This window comes from Terrabacter ginsenosidimutans, assembly GCF_039539425.1.
Taxonomy (GTDB): Bacteria; Actinomycetota; Actinomycetes; order Actinomycetales; family Dermatophilaceae; genus Terrabacter; species Terrabacter ginsenosidimutans.
The window spans coordinates 309,980-329,872 of the sequence record NZ_BAABDC010000001.1 but is presented as its reverse complement, the minus strand read 5'-3'; the positions used below and the strand labels follow the sequence as shown (position 1 = coordinate 329,872).

Annotated in this window: 18 protein-coding genes; 10 read left to right on the top strand and 8 right to left on the bottom strand. The window is 70.3% G+C overall.

Annotated features, from left to right (window positions below):
* Positions 1–331: 331 nt before the first annotated feature.
* On the top strand, positions 332–1,684 hold the full coding sequence (locus ABD831_RS01650) for an HNH endonuclease family protein (RefSeq protein WP_344940583.1): 1,353 nt from the start codon (positions 332–334) through the stop codon (positions 1,682–1,684).
* Positions 1,685–1,769: 85 nt separating this feature from the next.
* The gene (locus ABD831_RS01645; RefSeq protein ID WP_344940581.1) at positions 1,770–2,930 is read left to right on the top strand and encodes a DUF4236 domain-containing protein; all 1,161 of its coding nucleotides are present in this window, start codon (positions 1,770–1,772) and stop codon (positions 2,928–2,930) included.
* Between the two features lie 91 nt (positions 2,931–3,021).
* Here the strand turns inward: ABD831_RS01645 and ABD831_RS01640 are convergent, their stop codons facing one another.
* The 3 genes from ABD831_RS01640 to ABD831_RS01630 form a co-directional block, all read right to left on the bottom strand.
* Positions 3,022–5,586, bottom strand: coding sequence for a glycoside hydrolase domain-containing protein (locus ABD831_RS01640; protein ID WP_344940578.1), 2,565 nt, complete (start codon positions 5,584–5,586; stop codon positions 3,022–3,024).
* Between the two features lie 477 nt (positions 5,587–6,063).
* Positions 6,064–6,654 carry a hypothetical protein gene (locus tag ABD831_RS01635; RefSeq protein WP_344940575.1) on the bottom strand — a complete coding sequence of 197 codons (591 nt, stop codon included), beginning with the start codon at positions 6,652–6,654 and terminating at the stop codon, positions 6,064–6,066.
* Positions 6,655–6,791: 137 nt separating this feature from the next.
* Positions 6,792–7,721: a hypothetical protein gene (locus ABD831_RS01630; RefSeq protein ID WP_344940572.1), complete on the bottom strand. Its 930-nt coding sequence runs from the start codon at positions 7,719–7,721 to the stop codon at positions 6,792–6,794.
* 165 nt (positions 7,722–7,886) lie between these two features.
* On the opposite strand from ABD831_RS01630, the gene ABD831_RS01625 reads away from it, so the two are divergent.
* On the top strand, positions 7,887–8,408 hold the full coding sequence (locus tag ABD831_RS01625) for a YbhB/YbcL family Raf kinase inhibitor-like protein (RefSeq protein WP_344940570.1): 522 nt from the start codon (positions 7,887–7,889) through the stop codon (positions 8,406–8,408).
* Positions 8,409–8,597: 189 nt separating this feature from the next.
* Here the strand turns inward: ABD831_RS01625 and ABD831_RS01620 are convergent, their stop codons facing one another.
* A complete protein-coding gene (locus ABD831_RS01620; RefSeq protein WP_344940567.1) occupies positions 8,598–9,386 on the bottom strand; it encodes a sigma-70 family RNA polymerase sigma factor in 789 nt (262 codons plus the stop codon).
* Between the two features lie 190 nt (positions 9,387–9,576).
* Between ABD831_RS01620 and ABD831_RS01615 the strand changes: the two genes are divergently transcribed.
* The 7 genes from ABD831_RS01615 to ABD831_RS01585 all read left to right on the top strand — a co-directional run bounded on the left by ABD831_RS01615 (position 9,577) and on the right by ABD831_RS01585 (position 15,607).
* On the top strand, positions 9,577–10,332 hold the full coding sequence (locus tag ABD831_RS01615; RefSeq protein ID WP_344940564.1) for a (Fe-S)-binding protein: 756 nt from the start codon (positions 9,577–9,579) through the stop codon (positions 10,330–10,332).
* Positions 10,329–11,819, top strand: a complete 1,491-nt coding sequence (locus ABD831_RS01610) for a lactate utilization protein B (protein WP_344940561.1) — start codon at positions 10,329–10,331, stop codon at positions 11,817–11,819. Before ABD831_RS01615 ends, ABD831_RS01610 begins: the two co-directional genes overlap by 4 nt.
* A complete protein-coding gene (locus tag ABD831_RS01605; protein ID WP_344940558.1) occupies positions 11,816–12,400 on the top strand; it encodes a LutC/YkgG family protein in 585 nt (194 codons plus the stop codon). Before ABD831_RS01610 ends, ABD831_RS01605 begins: the two co-directional genes overlap by 4 nt.
* Positions 12,401–12,631: 231 nt before the next feature.
* The gene (locus ABD831_RS01600) at positions 12,632–13,243 is read left to right on the top strand and encodes a hypothetical protein (RefSeq protein WP_142176736.1); all 612 of its coding nucleotides are present in this window, start codon (positions 12,632–12,634) and stop codon (positions 13,241–13,243) included.
* Positions 13,244–13,533: 290 nt separating this feature from the next.
* On the top strand, positions 13,534–13,830 hold the full coding sequence (locus ABD831_RS01595) for a hypothetical protein (protein ID WP_142176738.1): 297 nt from the start codon (positions 13,534–13,536) through the stop codon (positions 13,828–13,830).
* A 144-nt stretch (positions 13,831–13,974) separates the two neighbouring features.
* Positions 13,975–14,595 (top strand): DUF47 family protein, encoded by a 621-nt coding sequence (locus ABD831_RS01590; RefSeq protein ID WP_142176740.1) that lies wholly within the window; start codon positions 13,975–13,977, stop codon positions 14,593–14,595.
* Between the two features lie 7 nt (positions 14,596–14,602).
* Complete coding sequence (locus tag ABD831_RS01585; protein WP_142176742.1) at positions 14,603–15,607, top strand: inorganic phosphate transporter; 1,005 nt, start codon at positions 14,603–14,605, stop codon at positions 15,605–15,607.
* 79 nt (positions 15,608–15,686) lie between these two features.
* On the opposite strand, the gene pstB is transcribed toward ABD831_RS01585, so the two are convergent.
* The 4 genes from pstB to pstS form a co-directional block, all read right to left on the bottom strand.
* The gene (gene pstB, locus ABD831_RS01580) at positions 15,687–16,463 is read right to left on the bottom strand and encodes a phosphate ABC transporter ATP-binding protein PstB (protein ID WP_142176744.1); all 777 of its coding nucleotides are present in this window, start codon (positions 16,461–16,463) and stop codon (positions 15,687–15,689) included.
* 20 nt (positions 16,464–16,483) lie between these two features.
* Entirely contained in the window at positions 16,484–17,449 is a 966-nt protein-coding gene (pstA, locus tag ABD831_RS01575) for a phosphate ABC transporter permease PstA (protein ID WP_344940550.1), read from the bottom strand.
* Positions 17,446–18,453, bottom strand: coding sequence for a phosphate ABC transporter permease subunit PstC (gene pstC / locus ABD831_RS01570; protein ID WP_142176748.1), 1,008 nt, complete (start codon positions 18,451–18,453; stop codon positions 17,446–17,448). Before pstC ends, pstA begins: the two co-directional genes overlap by 4 nt.
* A 115-nt stretch (positions 18,454–18,568) precedes the next feature.
* Positions 18,569–19,690, bottom strand: a complete 1,122-nt coding sequence (gene pstS / locus ABD831_RS01565) for a phosphate ABC transporter substrate-binding protein PstS (RefSeq protein ID WP_344940546.1) — start codon at positions 19,688–19,690, stop codon at positions 18,569–18,571.
* Positions 19,691–19,893 lie beyond the last annotated feature (203 nt).

The following is a 19,893-nucleotide window of genomic DNA, read 5'->3' as shown; positions in this document are numbered from 1 at the left end:
TGCCGCAGGTAGCCTGCGGCGGGCGGCACGGGGCGACCGCCCAGACGATGAGAAGGACTGCTGACTCCACATGCCTGCTGCGTTCAACCCGCCTCCCGGCTGGCCTGCACCTCCCGTGGGATGGGCGCCGTCACAGGAGTGGCTGCCCGACCCGTCCTGGCCAGCCGCCCCACCTGGATGGCAGTTCTGGACTGAGCCGGCCGACCTGCCGAGTGACCTTCCGGCCTCGGCATGGGCATCACCGGTGGTACCGGCCGCGGGCGGCTCGGGGGTGTACGGGTCCACGGCGCCGCTCCGGCCGCCATGGCTCGACCCCAGCTCCGCCGCCACCGTGCCGGGTTCGACTGGCACCCCCGCCACTCTGGGTGCCACGGTGCTGCCCGACCCGCAGACGTCGAACTCGGCCGGGAGTGCACCGGCGACCCCACGGGACCGGGCGCGCCTGGTGGCGGGGCTCGGCTGGGGCGGCCTGGCCCTGACCGCCTTGGCAGGCCTGACCTCCGGCGTCGGAGGCGTCCTGCTCCTCGCGGGCCTGTTCGCGTTCGTCGTCGCCGTCGTCGCGATGGTCCGCGGACGCGTGAGGTGGGCACACCTACCCACCCGTGCCGCCGGCGCCGTGGCTCTCGTCGGTGCCATCGTCGCCGTCGCCGTCGGCACCGCCGTGTCACCACAGACGACTCCGACCGCTGCCACGGTGACCGAGACCACGACCACCGCGCCACCTACGAGTTCCTCCGTCGCGGCGACAACACCCGCCGCGAGCGCCAGCGCCAACATGACGGTCCCGCCGACGACGGCATCGCAGACACCTCCGACCGACCCTGTCGCCTCCGCCATCGCCGACGCCAAACCGGGCACCGCACTGGCGCTGGTCGCGACGCTGACGGTCAAGGGCCGCGGCACGATGACCGGCTACTCTCGCGCCGAGTTCGGTCCCGCCTGGACCGACATCGACCGCAACGGATGCGACCAGCGAAACGACACCCTGCGACGCGACCTGAAAGCCGTCACGCTCAAGGCGGGCACCAACGGCTGCACGGTCATGACCGGCACCCTCATCGACCCCTACACCTCCCGGACCGTGTCCTTCACCAAGACATCGTCCACCTCACCGGTACAGATCGACCACGCGGTCGCTATGGCCGACGCGTGGGTCAAGGGCGCAGCCGGCTGGCCGCAGGCCAAGCGGACGACTTTCGCGAACGACACCCTCAACCTGGTCGCGGTGTCCGCGAGCGTGAACGCCGCAAAGGGCGCCGGTGACGCGGCCACGTGGCTGCCCCCGGCCAAGGCCTACCGGTGCGCGTATGTCGCCCGGCAGGTCGCGGTGAAGGCGAAGTACCAGCTGGCCGTGACCGCGCCGGAACGCACAGCGATGGTCGCGATCCTGACCACCTGCGCCAGCACCAAGGCGCCGACAGCGACCGTGGCGAAGCTCGGCGGGTTCCCGCTCTACGCCGCTCCCACGCCGAAGCCGAGCGTCAAGCCCAGCGTGAAGCCCGCGCCTCAGCCGGCCCCGAAGCCCACGCGGACCCCGACGCCGCAGGCGCCGTCGCCGATCCAAGGCGTACACCCCGGCGCCTTCTGCTCCCCGCAAGGCGCCCTCGGCTACACCAGCGCCGGCACCCTGATGCGGTGCACCTTCAAGTCCGGCGACATCCGTGCCCGTTGGCGCGCCGCCTGAGACGCACCGATCCCACGATCACGACAACGCGAGTGCACCGGCTACACCGGCCGCGATCGCGGCCAACGAAAGGCAGGGCAGGTAGATGGGGCTCTCGGTCGGCTTCAAGATCGCCCCCGGCGTGCGGGTGCGCGCATCCTCCCGCGGCGTGCGCACCAGCATCGGCCCACGGGCTGCCCGGGTGCACGTCGGTGCCGGCCGGACCCGGATCTCCTCCGGCGCCGGCCCGGTCACCGTCTCCACCGCCATCGGCGGCCGACGCCGCGCCACACACCCACCGTCGTCAGGCTTCTCCGCCAGAACCAGCGCGGCGGGTTCCCCCAGGGGCCGGCAGCCCACCGTCGCCCAGCTGCAGGCCCAGGCCCGCGCTGCGGAACGCGCCCAGCAGGTCGCCGACATCGCCGACGTGGAGCGGTCTCTGACCATGCTGCATCTCACGGACTTCCCGCAGTCGGCGCGCCAGGTCCTGCAGGTCCTGCCTGTCCCGGACCCCGCCTCGGTGGAGTCAGTGCGGCGCGAGCTCTACCGAGATGCGACGGCGGGTGTGTCCGTGTGGAAGCGCGCCCTGCGTAAGCAGGCCAAGGCATGGGCCGCACACCAAGCCCCCGGTGAAACCCAGCGCCGGCACACCGGCCGGGTCATCACCACCCAGCTGGAACAGTGGCACAACGACCAGCGATGGCAGGCCCTGCAAGCTCATGACCCGCACACGGTGATCGAGGCCGTCGACGACGCGTTCGCCGACAACGCCAGCGACTCCACCTGCGTCGACGCAGGCAGCGACTCCGTCACCGGCGCCCGCTACGTCACCGCGGTCATCACCTACGGCGGCCTCGACCTGGTGCCGGAGCACCGGCCGGACACCACACCCGGTGGCAAGCCCACCCTGCGCAAGCGGACCAAGACCGACCGCAACGCCCTCTACGCCACGGCGCTCGCCTCCACGGTCGTCGCCACGGCCAAGGAGGCCTTGGCGGTTGCGACGGCGGCCACCGAGGCCCGGGTGCTCGTCGTCCGCCCCGACGGCGCCGGCAGCGTCGAGCCGGTGTATGCCGGATCGCTGCGCCGCGACGTCCTCGCAGGCCGAGACTGGCGCAGCGTCGACCCGCTGGCCCTGGTGATGTCCGCCGACAACGCGGAGATGGTCCGCAAGGGCAGCACCCGAGAGGTCGTGCCGATGTCCATGAGTGCCGACTCGGCGGCGTGGGACATCGTGAACGCGTGGTCCCGAACGTACGACTCGTGATCCGAGGACCCGTGCCAGGCACATCGTCCGGGACGGGAGGGTGCGTGGCGTCGGGCCACGCCACCCTCCCGGTCCGACCGTCGAGTTGCTCCTACCTCCCGTCGGGTCCGGTGCGCGGCCGGGACGCAGTTGGGCGGGTGTAGTCGCCGTCCGCGCCCGAGGGCGGTGTCAGGGACGGTGCAGCCGCCCATGTCGTTGGGCGCTGCTCGAGTGAGAAGGACATGTCAGCGCCGTTCTTGACGGTGCGCAGCGGCAGCCACGAGCTGGGGTGCAAGGCGCCGTCGATCGCCAGTGCTCCGATGAAGGGGTTGGCGGACGCGTCGTGGTCGGTCGTGATTCGGAGCGGCTTGTTCTTCAGCCAGACGGTCGCAGCGGGGAACTGCGGCGTGGACAGCGCCAGTCCCGGCGCGGAAGCCACGGTCGGGTACATCCCGAGGGCAGCGAAGACGTACCAGCTCGAGAGGGCGCCCATGTCGTCGTTGCCAGGCAGGCCGTCGCGGCCTGCGTTGAAGGTGACGTCCATGAGCTTCTGCACGATGTACTGCGTTGACGCGGGGGCGCCGGCCCAGTTGTAGGCCCATGGTGCGTTGAAGCCCATCTCGTTGCCCATGTAGAACGTCTGGGCGTCCTGGCCGCCGTTGAGCTGGGCCATGGTCGGCACGGTGCTCAGCGAGGAGTCGATGGAGAAGAGCTTGTTGAGGCGGGCGACTGCCTGGTCCTTCCCGCCGATCGCGTTGATGAGGTCGGTCCAGGCGTAGCCGAAGGACCAGAAGTAGTTTGGCTCGGTCGACTCGTGGAAGGTGCCCGGCATCAGCGGCCCAGGCGTTCCCGGCGTCGTCGGCGCGGCCCGCGTAGCGATGGTCCCGTTGGCCTGGTCGAAGATGTTGCGCCACCAGCCGGCGCGGTCGTAGAGCTTGCCGAGGTCGGCTCGGGTCACGTTGACGGCCGGGTTGGTCCGGACCGCCTCGGGGACGGCCTGGAGGAACGCGGCAGCAGCCCGGTCGCTGTTGTAGCGCTCGATGTTGCTCGAGGACCATTCGGGGCTCGGGTAGTAGCCGTCGCGCAGGTACTGCTCGGCGGAGGACATGCTCTTGTTGCCGTTGCACGCGCTCTTGGGGTCGAACACCGACTGCTTCACCAGCCGCGCCGCGTTCGTGACGTCGAAGTCCTTGACGCCGAAGGCGTAGGCGCCGGCCAGGACGGGCAGGGCGTTGTCGCCGGCCATCGGGGTCGAGTCGTCGCTGGCGTCCACCCAGTGTGGGAACGCGCCGCACTGCCGAGCGTCGACAACCAGCGACTGCATCATCTCGCTGGACTCCTTCGGGGCGAGCAGCGCGAGCAGCTGGGCCTGGGAGCGGTACGTGTCCCACATCGAGAAGCTGCTGTACTGCGTGGTGTACCCGCCCGTGCTGCCGTCGGGCCTCGTGTAGGCGTAGTCGGCGACGTTTGCCACCTGGCGCGGCGCGATACCGCCACTCGTGTCGACGCCGGTCGGGAACGGTTGTTCCGCGCCCATGCTTCGGAAGTCCCCGTTGACGTCGGAGTACACGGTGGGGGAGCCGAAGACCCGGTAGAGGGCGGTGTAGAACTTCACGAGCTTGTCGCGCTCCGGGGCGGTGAGCTTGCTGGGGTCCGCAGCCCGGTCGACCTGGATCGTGTTCAGCCGCGTGTTCCATGCGGCGTCGGCGGCCTTGCGGGTCTGCTCGAACGTGGAGCTGCGGTTCTCGGTGTGCAGGTTGAGCTTCGCGTTCGCGACGCTGACGGCCGAGATCCCGACGCGCATCGTGAGCGTCGGGTCGGACGCGGGGAGCTCGTAGTGCAGGAGTGCGGCGCCGTCCTTGACGGTGTTGACCGAGTTCTCGCTGCTCTTGGTCAGGCCCCGGTCGAACTCCGCATAGAAGTACACAGGGGAGTTCCACGGCGTCCCGTACGGGGTGCAGAACGCCGGGGCGACCGTCTGACCGGACAGGACCTGGCCGTTGTCGCTGACCTTCAGGGACACGTGGTCGGGGGTGATCTTGCCGGCCTCGGTGCGCCGGTTGCTGTTGCCGTTGAGCCGGGTGTCGAGGGAGAAGTAGCCCTTGCCCGCGTCCGGGTAGGTGAAGCGGGCCATGCCGGTCCGGGTCGTCGCGGTCAGGTCCACCTTCACCTGGTTGTCGAGGGTGACGCCGTAGGAACCGGGGGCGGCCGACTCGGTACTGGTGTGGAAGGGGACTGCGATCGGGACGCCCGTGGCCGAGGCGACGGCGGTCGGCGTCGAGGCCGGCATCATGCCGACCGCGCCCTGGCCGGGGCAGCCGACCCCGTTGAGGTGCGTCAGGCTGAAGAAGTTGATGCGCCCGGTGGTCGCGTCGGGCGGGTTGAGGTAGCCGCCGGAGCCGTTGAAGTTGGTCCGAGGCATGTCCGGGCCGAAGTTGGTGAACCCGAACGGCACCTTCGCGCCCGGGTTGTTGTTGCCCGCGTAGCCGCTCGTGGCCGACACGGCCGTGCCGATGAACGGGTTGACGTACTGGGTCAGCGGCAGCACCTGTCGGTGCTGCGGCGGTACGGCGCGGTGGTCCGAGACTGCGCTCGCGACCCTGGCGGTGCTGGTGGCGAGAAGGCTGGCAGCCGTCACGGCAACAGCCCACCTCCCCTTGGCCCTCGACAGGTGCATGGTGGACTCTCCTTCTTCCCGACGCTGGGGATGGCTCGGACGCCGCCACGCTAGGGACGCGGCGCGCAGACCGGCAATGCAAGATGTCGTCTTTGTCCGATCCGGTTGCTCGAGCAGACAGAACCGTGACGTCCTGTGGCGGCCCACCCGCGGCACGCTGCTCCGCCCGGCTGGTGGCCCGTGTTTGTTCTCAGGGCTGCCCGATCGCCTCGGTTGGCGCAGGCCCTGCCCGCACTCACCGGTCGTCACGTGGCCCGCTGCCGTTCACCCCAGCTCAAGATGCGCGCCTGGCCCGACGATCTGAGCGATCAGCGGGACCCGCTGGGTGCACATGCGATGTGTGCCGGGGGTTCGTTCTGAGTGGGAATGTGTGCGTGGGACGACGGTCGAGAGCAGCTCACCTCAGCCTCGGGCTCCGATCACGCTCACGTTCCGAAGGTACGGAGCCGTGAGGGGGCGAAGGTCGCCTCGACGGCCTCAGGGGCGACGGCCGCGCACCCAGTCCTCCAGCGTCCCGTCGACGCGGTCGCGCATCACGACGGCCCAGACGAGGACCGATGCTGCGAACTCGCCCAGCGGCGCCGCTGCGGCCACGTCATCACGCACTGCGGCGAAGCTCGGTCCGTCGGTGGGACGGCGGAAACGCAGCCGAGGGGACTCGAGCACGAGGGCCCGCGCGGCCTCGGGAAGGCTCTCGACGGTCGCCGGACGTGCGGCAGCGACAGCCTGACGACGCAGGATCGCCCGCCACCGGATCAGGCCCCCGGCAGTGACCCCGACGGCGGCCGCCCCCAGGACGACCGCCCCGCCCAGGGCGAGGTCGGACTCGCGGACCTGCCAGAGCCGGGTCACCGCGCCCGAGCCGGCGGCAAGGACGAGGGCAACGGCGAACGGCCAGGCGAGGCGCCACCACGCCGCTTCACGCTTCAGCCGCTCCTGCTCGTGGACGCGGGAGGCCCACTCTCGGACGGCGAACACCGGGACGGCGGACGGGTCTGCCGCCCGCGTCCGGCCCTCTTGGTCCGGCAGCACCGGGTCGGTGCGGTGCGCCTCTCGTTCGCTGCGCATCTGGCCCCTGTCTGGTTTGTCACGTTCTGCGGCTTCCAGACTAACGAGCCGGGCCCCCTATCGTGCGGACGTCCGCGCCCCGCGGGCCGTGGCGTCGCTGCCCACTGAGTGACACGTCAGCCGGCCGCCAGCCGGGGTCACCCGGCTCCACCCGACTCGACGGTCGGCTCCACCGGCCCCAGCGTCGTCCGTAGCTCGCGGCGGGCGGAATCCACCACGGCGCGCCTGGCCCGGAACAGGTCCGGTCCGGCCCCGGGTGGCGCGGCGAGGTCGGCGCCCACTGCCTCGACGAGCCCGCGCAGCAACCCGCGGACATCCGTGGCGCGCTCCCCGCGCAAGGCGTCCGGGGCCGTCTGGGCAAGCGTGTGGAAGGTCGCGTCGGCGTCGAGCAGCCGTGGCTGTGCGGCGGTCCAGATCGCTTGGGACTCAGCGGTGCTCGTCCCGGACAGGACCTGAGCGGTGAGCGAGTCCTCGATCCACGAGGCCTCCCGCTCCGCGGCCGTGAGCCGCTCGTCCCAGGCGCGGATCTCGGTCTGCGTCTGCCGACGACGGAGCAGGAACCAGGTCAGCACCCCGAGGGCGACGAGAACGAGCAGCAGCCACGGCCACCAGGTCGTCCCTCCGTCGCTCGTGGCGGTGGTCGGTGCGGCCTCCGGGGTCGGGGTCGGTGTCGGTGTGGGCGTCTCGGTCGGGGTGGCAGTGACCGTGGTGGTCTGCGTCTGCGTCTGCGTCTGGGTTTGGGTCTGCGTCTGGGTTTGCGTCTGGGTCTGGGTTTGCGTCTGGGTCTGGGTCACGGTCCGGGTCTCCGTGACCGTAGGCGTGGCCGTCTGGGTGGCCGTCTGGGTGGCCGGCTCCGTGGCCGTCCGCGTTGCCGTCCGTGTGGCCGACTCCGTCACGGTCTCGCCCGGGGACGTCGGCTCCGGCTTGGTGGGGAGCGTGAGCGCCGGCAGGCTGGTGCTGGGTCGCGTCGTGGGCAATGTGATCGACCCGCTGCCCGAGCATGCCGCCAGCACGGCCGGCAGGAGGAGTGCGGTCACTGCGGCGACGAAGGCAGGGGCGCGTCTCATGAATGATTGTCCGCGTATGCCACCCCGCTGGGGCGTCACCCGTCCAGGGTGAGAGGGAGGGAGAGGTGGCGCACACGTCACCTCGACGGGTACCGCCTCGTGGCGACACGGCATACGGAGTCGGTGGGTATGGTGCGAGCGTCAACGACTTCGCAGGAGGACAGCATGAGCCTCGACCGACCGGTCGCACCCAACCCCTACGACCTGTTGCCGCGGGTGCCGTCGTTCAGCGTGACGAGCACGGACGTCACGGACGGCGCCCCGCTCGATGACGACCAGGTGGCCGCCACCGGCAACACCTCGCCCCAGCTGTCGTGGAGCGGCGCTCCCGAGGGCACGCAGAGCTACGTCGTCACGTGCTTCGACCCCGACGCCCCGACGCCGTCCGGCTTCTGGCACTGGGTGCTCGTCGATCTCCCGGCCGACGTGACGTCGCTCGACACCGGCGCCGCCTCGGCCACCTTGCCCGGCAAAGCTTTTCACGTGCGCAACGACGGGGGAGAGAAGGGCTTCATGGGTGCTGCTCCGCCGGAGGGCGACATGTCGCACCGCTACTTCTTCGTCGTGCACGCCGTGTCAGAGCCAAGTCTCGGCGTCGACGACTCCGCCTCGCCGGCGGTCGTCTCGTTCAACCTGGCCTTCAAGACACTCGCCCGCGCCATCATCCACGGCACCTACCAGCACTGACTGCTGCACGACTGCGTATGCCGGGTCGCCACCCGGCGACCCGGCGCGCGCTCACGCGAAGGTGACGTGGCCGGACGTCGGCGCCCCGCTCGTGCCACGGCTCGCCACAGGCGCTCGTGACCGAGCCCGCACCGCCGTCGTCTGCGGTGCGGGCTCGTCCGTCCCCCCCGGAACGGTCAGGGTGGGAGCTCAGGCGCTGAGCAGCTCGGCCGAGTCGAGGTGCTCACGCAGCTCCGCGAGCACGCGCCGCAGCAGACGGCTGACCTGCATGGCGCTCAGGCCCATCCTCTGCGCGATCTCCGCCTGGGTCAGGTCGTGCGCGAAGCGCAGCTCCACGATCTCCTGGTCGCGCGCGGAGAGCCGCTTCAGCGCGGTGCGCACGACGATGCCGTCGTCGAGACCGGGGTCGTCCTGGTGGTCGGCGCTGGCGTCGACCAGGTCGAGCACCGGCCGGCCGCCCTCGGTCGTGGTCGCGTCGAGGGAGGCCGGTCGGAGGTTCGTCGAGGCGACCTGCGCCTCCTTGACCTGCTCGAGCGTCAGGTCGAGCGACGTGGCGAGCTCGGCCTGGGTGGGTTCGTGGCCGAGGGTCTGCTCGAGCCGCGTGCGAGCGTCGGTGACGAGCTGTCGGCGCTCCTGGAGGCCGCGCGGCGGACGGACGAGCCAGCCGTGGTCGCGGAAGTGGCGACGCAGCTCACCGGTGATCGTCGGCGTCGCATACGCGCCGAACTCGGTGGTCTGGTCGAGGTCGAAGCGACGAATCGCCTTGAGCAGCGCGAGAAAAGCCACCTGCTCCAGGTCCTCACGGTCAAGTCCCTTGCCGGAGTAGCGGTGCGCGAGGGAGCGGGCGAGAGGCATGTGCAGCCGGGTCACGGTCTCGAGGGCCGATGACCTCTCGGTCTCGGAGGTCGAGGTACGGGCCACGGTGATGAGCTCGCGGGTGCGGGCGTCCTTGCGGGGTCCGCGCGACGGGTCGGTCATGTCGTCTCCATCCAGAGTGTGGTTGGCGGCGCTTTCTTGACCGACGTCAGGAACATTAGACAAAGTCTCAACATTGCACAAGCCCTGTACAGGTGACGGTTGGAGACGCACGGTCACCCGGTGCATCTCGGCGGCCCCGCCGGACCCTTGCCAACCCCCGCGTGGACTCGCGCTGTGCGAGGGTGGGCGCATGCGAGTGGCGTTGATGGTGACCTGCATCAACGACGCGATGTTCCCCGACGTCGGCAAGGCCGTGGTCACGCTGCTGCGCCGACTGGGCGTCGACGTCGACTTCCCCACAGCGCAGACCTGCTGCGGCCAGCCGATGGTCAACACCGGCTACCTCGACGAGGCGGTCCCGGTCGTCCGGAGCTTCGTGCGCGCGTTCGAGGGATACGACGCGGTCGTCACGCCGTCGGGCTCGTGTGTCGGATCGGCGCGCCACCAGCACTCCATCGTGGCAAGGCGATCCGGCGACGCGGGACTCGCGGCGGCGGTGGAGGAGGTCTCACCGCGCGTGCACGAGCTGTCGGAGTTCCTCGTCGACGTGCTGGGGGTCGAGGACGTCGGCGCGTCCTTCCCGCACTCGGTCACCTACCATCCGACCTGCCACTCCCTCCGGATGCTCGGGGTCGGCGACCGCCCGGAGCGGCTGCTGCGTGCCGTCCGTGGCCTCCGGCTGCTCGACCTGCCGCGCGCCGAGGAGTGCTGTGGCTTCGGCGGCACCTTCGCGCTGAAGAACGCCGACACCTCGGTCGCGATGGGCGCCGACAAGGCCCGCCACGTGCGCGAGACCGGAGCCGAGGTCCTCGTCGCGGGAGACAGCTCCTGCCTCATGCACGTCGGCGGCGTGCTGAGCCGACAACGGGCCGGGGTGCGCGTCATGCATCTCGCCGAGGTGCTCGCTGCGACCGAGGGCGCGAGCGTGCGAGGGGTCGGCCGATGAGCCGCACCTTCGTCGGTATGCCGCCGTTCCCCACTGCCGCTCGCGAGGCCCTGGCCGACCCGCAGCTGCGCAGCAACCTCGCCCATGCGACGACGACGATCCGGGCCAAGCGGGCAGCGGTCGTCGCCGAGGTCGACGACTGGGAGGCGCTCCGGCTGCGGGCCGCGGCGATCAAGGACGACGTGCTGCTCCACCTCGACGAGCACCTCGTCCGGCTCGAGGAGTCACTGGTCGCCCGCGGCGCCGTCGTGCACTGGGCCCGCACGGCCGAGGAGGCCTCGGCCGTCGTCGCGCGGGTCGCCCGCGCGCACGGGGTCGACGAGGTGGTCAAGGTCAAGTCCATGGCGACGCAGGAGATCGAGCTCAACGAATATCTTGCGGCGCAGGGCATCTCGGCCTGGGAGACCGATCTCGCCGAGCTCATCGTCCAGCTCGGCGACGACCTGCCGAGCCACATCCTCGTGCCGGCCATCCACCGCAACCGCGCCGAGATCCGCGCGATCTTCGAGCGCGAGATGGCACGGGTGGGGCGGCCTGCGCCCGACGACCTGACCGATGACCCGGCCAGGCTGGCCGAGGCGGCCCGCCTCCACCTGCGCGAGAAGTTCCTGAGGGCCAAGGTCGCGGTCAGTGGTGCCAACTTCGCAGTGGCCGACTCGGGGACCCTCGTCGTCGTCGAGTCCGAGGGCAACGGCCGGATGTGCCTGACGCTGCCCGAGGTGCTCGTGTCGGTCGTCGGCATCGAGAAGCTCGTGCCGACGTGGACCGACCTCGACGTCTTCCTCACCCTGCTGCCCCGCTCGTCGACGGGGGAGCGGATGAACCCCTACACCTCGACGTGGTCCGGTGTGACGCCGGGCGACGGCCCTCAGGAGGTGCACGTCGTCCTCCTCGACAACGGCCGCAGCCGGGCCCTCGCGGACGAGGTGGGCCGCCAAGCCCTTCGGTGCATCCGCTGCTCGGCCTGCCTCAACGTGTGCCCCGTCTACGAACGCACCGGCGGGCACGCCTACGGCTCGGTCTATCCCGGACCCATCGGCGCCATCCTCAACCCACTGCTCAAGGGCGTCGGCCACGACGAACAGACCGACTCGCTGCCCTACGCGTCGTCGCTCTGCGGGGCGTGCTTCGAGGCCTGTCCCGTGCGCATCGACATCCCGAGCGTCCTCGTCGACCTCCGCGCCCAGGTCGTCGACGCCCACCGCTCCGGCGTGCCCAAGCCCGAGGCCCTCGCGATGCGAGTGGCCGCCGCGACCTTCGGGTCGGGTGGACGGCTCGCCGCAGCCGAGCGGGCATCGGGCCTCGCGGGTCGAGCCCTGGACGCCGTCTCGCGAATCACCCATCGCGACAGGCGCGCCGGTGGTCGGCGGCTGATCGGTCGACTGCCCGGCCCCGGCGCTGCGTGGACCGACGCACGCGACCTGCCCACACCTCCGGCGGAGTCCTTCCGCGCCTGGTGGAAGCGCACCGACGGAGGCAGGCGGTGAGCGCGCGCGACGAGATCCTGAGAGCGGTCCGCGACGCCGTCGGCTCCGCGCGTCGCCCCGTCGACGTCCCCCCGGTCACCCGGCCCGAGCGCGAGGGCGACGTCGAGCTCTTCGCCGAGCGAGTCGCCGACTACCGCGCCACCGTCGTGCGCTGCGCTCCCGACGGCGTCGTCGCGGCCTTAGCCGAAGCGCTGCCCGAGGGCGCCTCCGTGGTCGTGCCCGACGGGCTGCCGTATGCCGTGCCGGGCGCGGTCCGCGACGACGCTCTCACCGCGACCGACCTCGACGCCGTCACGGCGGTGGTCACCACGGCAACGGTGGCGATCGCGACGACCGGGACGATCGTGCTCTCCCACGGCCCGGGAGAGGGGCGGCGGGTGCTCACGCTCGTGCCCGACCTCCACGTGTGCGTGGTCCGGGCCGACCAGGTCGTCGACGACGTCCCGGCTGCCGTCCGCAGGCTCGACCCGGGCCGACCGACGACCTGGATCAGCGGCCCGTCGGCGACGAGCGACATCGAGCTGAACCGTGTCGAGGGCGTCCACGGCCCCCGCACGCTCCACGTCGTCCTCGTCGGCTGACGGACGGCATACGCAATCCCGCCGGTGCTCGAGGCACGGGCCACGCGGGTCAGCTTGTCGTGCAGGCGAACTGCCGTCGCGTCCACTGCGTCCACACTCCCATCCGCCATCGCGACGTGTGCACGTCCGCGTCAGAAGGTGCGCCGGACGCGGTCGAGGTGCGGCGGGCGTGAGCCCCTAGGCGCAGCGTGCCGGACTGGCGCCGTCAGTGACGGGAGCTAGCCTGCTGGGATGAGCGAGAGTGACCATCGCGCCCCGAGGCGACCCGCCTTCTTCAGCGAGGCTGCCCTCGAGGCGCACGGTCCTGCCTACGACCCCACCGAGCAGATCCACGTCGCGCACGAGACGGCGCTCGCGCTCGTCCATGCCGGGCGGGCCGCGTCCGACCCAGCGGTGACCCGCAAGCTCGTGGCCCTCGTCGACGACATCGGACTGTCGACCCTCGCCGAGCTGTGGTCGCAGCGGCCCGCCCGCTCCCTCCCGGGCGCCCTGTGGCGCCTCTACGTGCTGCGTGAGTGGGTCCAGCGCGCCCCGGACGAGGCGAGTCGGGAGTATGCCGCGGGCATCCGTTTCACCGGCCCCAACCATGCCGTCGCGGGCGCGGCCGAGCCGCCCGGGCCACAGGAGATGGGGCGGGTCATCGACGAGGTGCTGCGAGGGGTCTTCGAGGGTGACCTCGCCGTCGCCCTCGAACGCGCCTCTGCCTTCTGCCGCGTCGTCTCCGCGGGACGCGCCGACATCTCGTCGGGAGACGAGGCCGCCGAGCAGGCCGCCAACGTCCTCGTCATGGCGGAGGACCTCACCGTCTGCGCGCGGTTGTGGCGATCCGGCGACCTCCACTGAAGGAGTCACCCGCCCGGTCGGCTGCCGGCCGGCTCCATAGCGGGTGCCTCTTGCGCCGGGACGTCTTTGGTGATCCGTTCGGCCGGCTTTATCCTTGAACGCGCGTCGGGTCGCGGTAGCCCCGGGTCCCAAATTCAGCCGCTTCGAGCGGCCCTGTGCCGAGAGGCGCTCCCGGCCCGACGCAACCTTCCTCGCTGCCGGGCACCACAACGGTGCGGGCTCTTCACGGTCCGGGGGCAATCTCGTCCGCGGCTTTCCCCCACGGGGCACCGGACGGCTAGATTGAACCCATGACGCCCGCCGAGGAGCGGTCAGGCGACCTGCTCGATGTCGCACTTGCCGACGAGATCGAACTCGTGAGCGACCTCGTCGTCGCCGCCTCGTCCAGCCCGCGCCACTTCACGCCGGAGGAGGTCGACGAGCTGCTCGGCGTCCCGGGTGCAGCGGGCGACGACTCAGCCGTCTCCACGGGCGGCTCCACGGCCGACGTCACGTCGGCGCCGCCCGAGACCCCGACCGCCGACGGCACCTCCGGCACGGGCGTCACGCGCTCCGACGCCGCAGGCTCGTCCGACTCGTCGGGCTGAGCGGCCGCGACCGGACCGGCCGAGGGCCCGTGCGCGGTCGTACCCGACCTCGGTGAACGCCCGATTGACGCTCGGTTGCACTGGAGTGTCCCCAAACCCGTAGCATCTTCCCCGGACCAGCCCTCGATCGACCGGAGCATCCCCGTGGGTTTTCGCCTCACACCCCAGGACACCAGCTTTTTCACCCTCTTCACCTCCTCCGCCCAACTGCTCGTCGAGGCGACCCGGGAGCTGACCCGCTTCCTCGAGGTCGAGCCCTCGAAGCGACAGGACGTGGCTGACCGCCTCAAGGACCTCGAGCACGCCGCCGACGATGCGACGCACGAGCTGATCAACAAGGTCAACAGCTCGTTCATCACGCCCTTCGACCGCGAGGACATCCACAGCCTCGCCGCGTCCCTCGACGACTGCATGGACTACATCGAGGAGACCGCCGACCTCATCGTGCTCTACCGCATGGGTGAGATCCCCGAGGGTCTCGCCGAGCAGTTCGAGATCCTCGCCCGCATGGCCGAGGTGACCGCCGAGGCGATGCCGCGCCTGCGCTCGATGAAGGACCTCAAGAGCTACTGGATCGAGATCAACCGTCTCGAGAACCAGGCCGACTCGCTCCACCGCAAGATGGTGGCGGCCCTCTTCAACAACTCGCCCGACCCGGTCAACCTGATCAAGGTCAAGGCCATCGTCGACGGCTTCGAGAACGCCGCCGACGCGTTCGAGAAGGTTGCCCACGTCGTCGAGGGCATCGCGGTCAAGGAGTCCTGAGCCGCTGATGGACACGACCATCCCCGTGCTCGGGGTCGTTGCGGTCATCGCACTGGCCATGGGCTTCAACTACACCAACGGCTTCCACGACGCGGCCAACGCGATCGCGACCTCGGTCTCGACGCGGGCCCTGACACCCCGGGTCGCGCTGGCCATGGCTGCGGTCGCCAACCTCTTCGGCGCCTTCTTCGGCACGAAGGTCGCCCAGACCATCGGTTCGGGCATCATCGAGCAGCCGCAGGGCGTCAACGGCCTGTGGCTCGTCGCCGCGGCCCTCGTCGGCGCCATCGGCTGGAACCTGCTCACGTGGTGGTTCGGCCTGCCGTCGTCCTCCTCCCATGCGCTGATCGGCGGCCTCGCCGGCGCTGCCCTGGTTGCCGGCGTCACTGTGAAGTGGAGCGTCATCTGGGAGAAGGTCGTCATCCCGATGATCGTCTCGCCGGTCGTCGGGCTGGTCGGGGGCTACCTCGTGATGATCGCGATCTTCTGGCTCTTCCGCCGCGCCAACCCGGGCCGGGTCACGCGTGGCTTCCGGCTGGCCCAGACGGCCTCTGCTGCCGCGATGGCCTTCGGTCACGGCCTGCAGGATGCCGGCAAGACCGCCGGCGTCGTGCTGCTCGCCCTCAACATCTCGGGCCTTCACACCAGCAACACCGTCCCGATCTGGGTTCTGCTGCTCTCGGCAGTCGTCATCTCCCTCGGCACGTATGCCGGTGGGTGGCGGATCATGCGCACCCTCGGGCGCCGGATCATCCACCTCACGCCGCCGCAGGGCTTCGCAGCCGAGACGACGGCCGCGTCCATCCTCTACGTGGCCGGCCTCGCATTCGGTGCACCGATCTCGACGACGCACACCATCACGGCATCCATCATGGGAGTCGGTGCCACCAAGCGTCTCTCGGCCGTCCGTTGGGGTGTCGCCGGCAACATCGTCGGGGCCTGGATCCTCACCTTCCCCGGCGCCGGTCTCGTCGCCGTCGTCACCTGGTACGTGACCGCCATCTTCCGCTGACCGACACGACTCCCCAACAGTCGGAAGAGCAGTTCGCCGGACCTCCGGCGAACTGCTCTTGTCGACTGCGGTGCTTGGGTCAGCCGAAGCGGCCGGAGATGTAGTCCTCGGTGGCCTGCTCGGTCGGGTTGTTGAAGATCCGCGTCGTGTCGCCGATCTCGACGAGACGGCCCGGCTCACCGGTCGCCTTGAGGTTGAAGAAGGCCGTCCGGTCCGAGACGCGGGCCGCCTGCTGCATGTTGTGCGTGACGATGACGATCGTGAACTCGTTCTTGAGCTCGTTGATGAGGTCCTCGATGGCCAGCGTCGAGATCGGGTCGAGGGCCGAGCAGGGCTCGTCCATGAGGAGCACCTGCGGCTGCACCGCGATGGCGCGGGCGATGCAGAGGCGCTGCTGCTGGCCGCCGGAGAGGCCCGCGCCGGGCTTGCTCAGGCGGTCCTTGACCTCGTTCCAGAGGTTCGCGCCCTTGAGCGAGCTCTCGACGATGCCGTCGAGCGTCTTCTTGTTCTTGACGCCGTTGAGCCGCAGACCCGCGGCGACGTTGTCGTAGATCGACATCGTCGGGAAGGGGTTGGGGCGCTGGAACACCATGCCGATCGTGCGGCGCACGGTCACGGGGTCCATCGAGCTGGCGTAGAGGTCCTGGTCGTCCAGCATGACCTTGCCCTCGACACGACCACCGGGGATCACCTCGTGCATGCGGTTGAGGGTGCGCAGGAAGGTCGACTTGCCGCAGCCGGACGGGCCGATGAAGGCCGTGACGGAACGGGGCTCGACCGTCATGGAGACGCCCTCGACGGCCTTGAAGGAGCCGTAGTAGACGTTGAGGTCGCTGACGTCGATTCGCTTTGCCATTGCTAGGGGTTCGCTTTCTCTTACTTCTTGACCGAGCCGTAGTGCGCGATGACACGGCCGATGAGGTTGAGCAGCAGGACGAGGATGATCAGGGTGAGGGCGGCTCCCCACATGCGCTCGGCGGCGGTCGCCAGCGCGAAGTCGCCGCGGTCCTGGTTGATCATCATGGGCAGCGTCGGGAAGTTGCCGTTGAACAGGTCCCGCTGGAAGTTCTTCGTGTACGGCGCGAGGATCAGCAGCGGCGCGGTCTCGCCCATGACGCGCGCGATGCCGAGGAGCACGCCGGTGACGATGCCCGAGAACGCCGTGCGCAGCACGACCTTGACGACGGTGACCCACTTGGGCACACCGAGCGCGTAGGCCGCCTCGCGCAGCTCGTTCGGCACGAGCTTGAGCATCTCCTCGGTCGAGCGCACGACCACCGGGATCATGAGCAGCACGAGGGCGAGGGACGCGGCGAAGCCGGACCGGCCCAGGCCGAACGTCGTGACCCACACGGCATAGATGAAGAGGGCCGCGACGATCGAGGGCACGCCCGAGAGGATGTCGACGGTGAAGCTGATCGCCTTGGCGAGCCGGCCGCGGCCGTACTCGACGAGGTAGACGGCCGTGAGGATCCCGATCGGCACCGCGATGAGCGCGGTGAAGCCGACCATCTGGAGGGTGCCCTCGATGGCGTGCCGCGCCCCGCCGCCGAAGTCGTCGGAGTTGATGTTGCGCTGGTTGCCCGTCCACCAGGTCGCCGTGGTGAGCATGTGGAAGCCCTTGGCGATGACGGTGCCGAGGATCCACACGAGCGGCACCATGGCCAGCGCGAAGGCGGCCCACATGACGATCCTCGCGACGACGTCCTTGACCATGCGGGCGCGGTGCGGGTTGTTCATCTCGGACAGCGCATCGCCACCCGAGCGACCACCCGGGGGCGTCGACGGGTCGGCGGGCGCCACCCGGTCGTCGGGGACGCGGCGGTCGGTGGCGGTGCTCATTCGGTGAAGGCCTTCCTGCGCTCGATGACGACGCGGGCGATGCTGTTGACGACGAACGTCAGCACGAACAGGACGAGGCCCGCGGCGATGTAGGCACCGGTCTTGCCGGGGTTGCTGAACTCGGCCGCGTTGTTGGCGATCTTCGAGGCGAAGGTCTCACCGCCGTTGAAGAGCGACCATGTCCAGGGGCTGCCGTCGGAGAGCGCCGACACGAGGAAGGTGACGGCGATCGTCTCGCCGAGCGCGCGGCCCAGGGCCAGCATCGAGGCGGAGATGACGCCGGGCCGGCCGAAGGGCAGGACGGCCGTGCGGATCATCTCCCACTGGGTGGCGCCGAGGGCGAGCGCGCCCTCCTTGTGCGCCGTCGGCGTCTGGTCGAAGACCTCGCGCGAGAGCGCCGTGACGATCGGCAGCACCATGATGGCGAGCACGATGCCGATGAAGAAGATCGTGCCGCCGCTGATGCCGGTGGGCGCGAAGAGGGGGAACCAGCCGAGGGCGCTCTCGATCCAGCCCTGCACCGGCTTGAAGACCGGCGCGAAGGCGATGAGGCCCCAGAGGCCGTAGACGATCGACGGCACGGCCGCGAGGAGGTCGACGAGGCTGGCGGCCGGGCGGCGCATCCAGGTGGGCGCGTACTGCGTGATGAACAGCGCGACGGCGACACCGACCGGGACCGCGACGAGCATCGCGATGGTCGAGGCGGTCACCGTGGTCCAGAGGAACTCGAGGATGCCGAAGGCGGGCTGCTCGCCGCCCGGGGCCCAGACCCGGCTCGTGAAGAAGCTCGCCGAGTTGTTCATCAGGGCGGGCACGGCCTGCACGATGAGGAAGACCGCGATGAGGGTGACGAGGGCGATGACGATGATGCCGGACACCGTCGCGGCGCCGCCGAAGAGCCGGTCGCCGAAACGGCCGGTGGATGCCCGGTCGCCCTGCAGGGGCTGCTGCCCGTCGGGCCCGGGAACCTGGTCCGCGGCGGACACGCCGGTCACTGTGGACACGTGGAGGCCTCTTCCTTCGTTCGGGTGGTACTGGCGCAGGGGCGGACGCCGGTTGCGGCGCCCACCCCTGCGTGGTCGACCCGGCCGGATCGCTCCGACCGGCTCGGGCGGTGGATCAGGAGATCGCGTCGACCGCGGTCTGGACCTTGGTCGCGACCTCGGCCGGCAGGGGGGCGTAGCCGATGCCCTGGAGACCCTTCTGGACCTCGTCCGAGGCGAAGGTCTTGAGGAAGCTCTTGACCTTCTTGCCCGTCTCGGCGTCGGCGTACTTCGAGCAGACGATCTCGTACGTCACGAGGACGATCGGGTAGGCCCCGGCCTCCTTGGTGGCGTAGTCGATCTTGAGCGCGAGGTTGTTGCCGCTGCCGGTCTGCTTGGCGGTGGCGATCGTCTTGCCCGCGGACTCGGCGGTCAGCTCGACGGGGCCGGAGCCGGTGTCGATCTGGGCCATCGGGAGCTGGTTCTGCTGGGCGTAGGAGAGCTCGACGTAGGTGATGCCGCCGTCCTGGCCCTTCGTCGCGGTGGCCACACCGGCCGACTTCTCCTTGCCCTCGCCCTTGCCGGTCCACTTCTTGCCGGTGTCGTAGGACCAGGCGTCGGGGGCGGCGGCCTTGAGGTACTTCGTGAAGTTCTCGGTCGTGCCCGACTCGTCGGAGCGGAAGAAGACCTTGATCGGCGTCGACGGCAGCGTGACGCCCTTGTTGAGCGCCGCGATGGCCGGGTCGTTCCACGTCGTGATCTTGCCGTCGAAGATCTTGGCCGCGACCTCGGCGTTGAGCACGAGCTTGTCGACACCCTTGACGTTGTAGGCGATCGCGATGGGGCCGGTGACCATGGGTAGGTTCCAGGCGTCGGAGCCGCACGAGGCCTTGGCGTCGTCGGCCTCGACCTTGCCGTCCTTGGGCTCGGTCTTGAGGGCCGAGTCGGAGCCGGCGAAGTCGACCTGCTTGGCGATGAACTGCTTGATGCCGGCACCGGAACCGGTGGGCTGGTAGTCGATGTTGGCGTCGGCGCAGGCCGTCTGGTAGGCCTTGATGGCCTCGTCGATGGCGTTCTTCTGCGCCGAGGAGCCCTCGGCCTTGAGGTCCCCGCTGAAGCAGTCGCCCGCGGCGGTCGAACCGCCCGCGGTGGAGCCCGCGCCGGGAGTGGCGCCGTTGTTCTCGGACGCGCAGGCCGAGAGCGCAAGAGCGCCGGACAGGGCGATGGCGCCGAGAGCGCTGATACGCGAAACAGACACGAGTGTGATCCCTCTCGATGGGGTGTTCCTGGGTGGTCGTCCGGTCAGATCCGAGCGACGGTGCTGGATGGTGATCCACGGCGAACATAGGTGCGCAGGATGACCAGCGGTCCACGTGCGGTTAACGCAGGGTGAACGAGGGGCGACGTCTTGGGGTGCGGGCCCACCTCGGGATGCGACGGTGCCCGGTCCGGCTCACGATG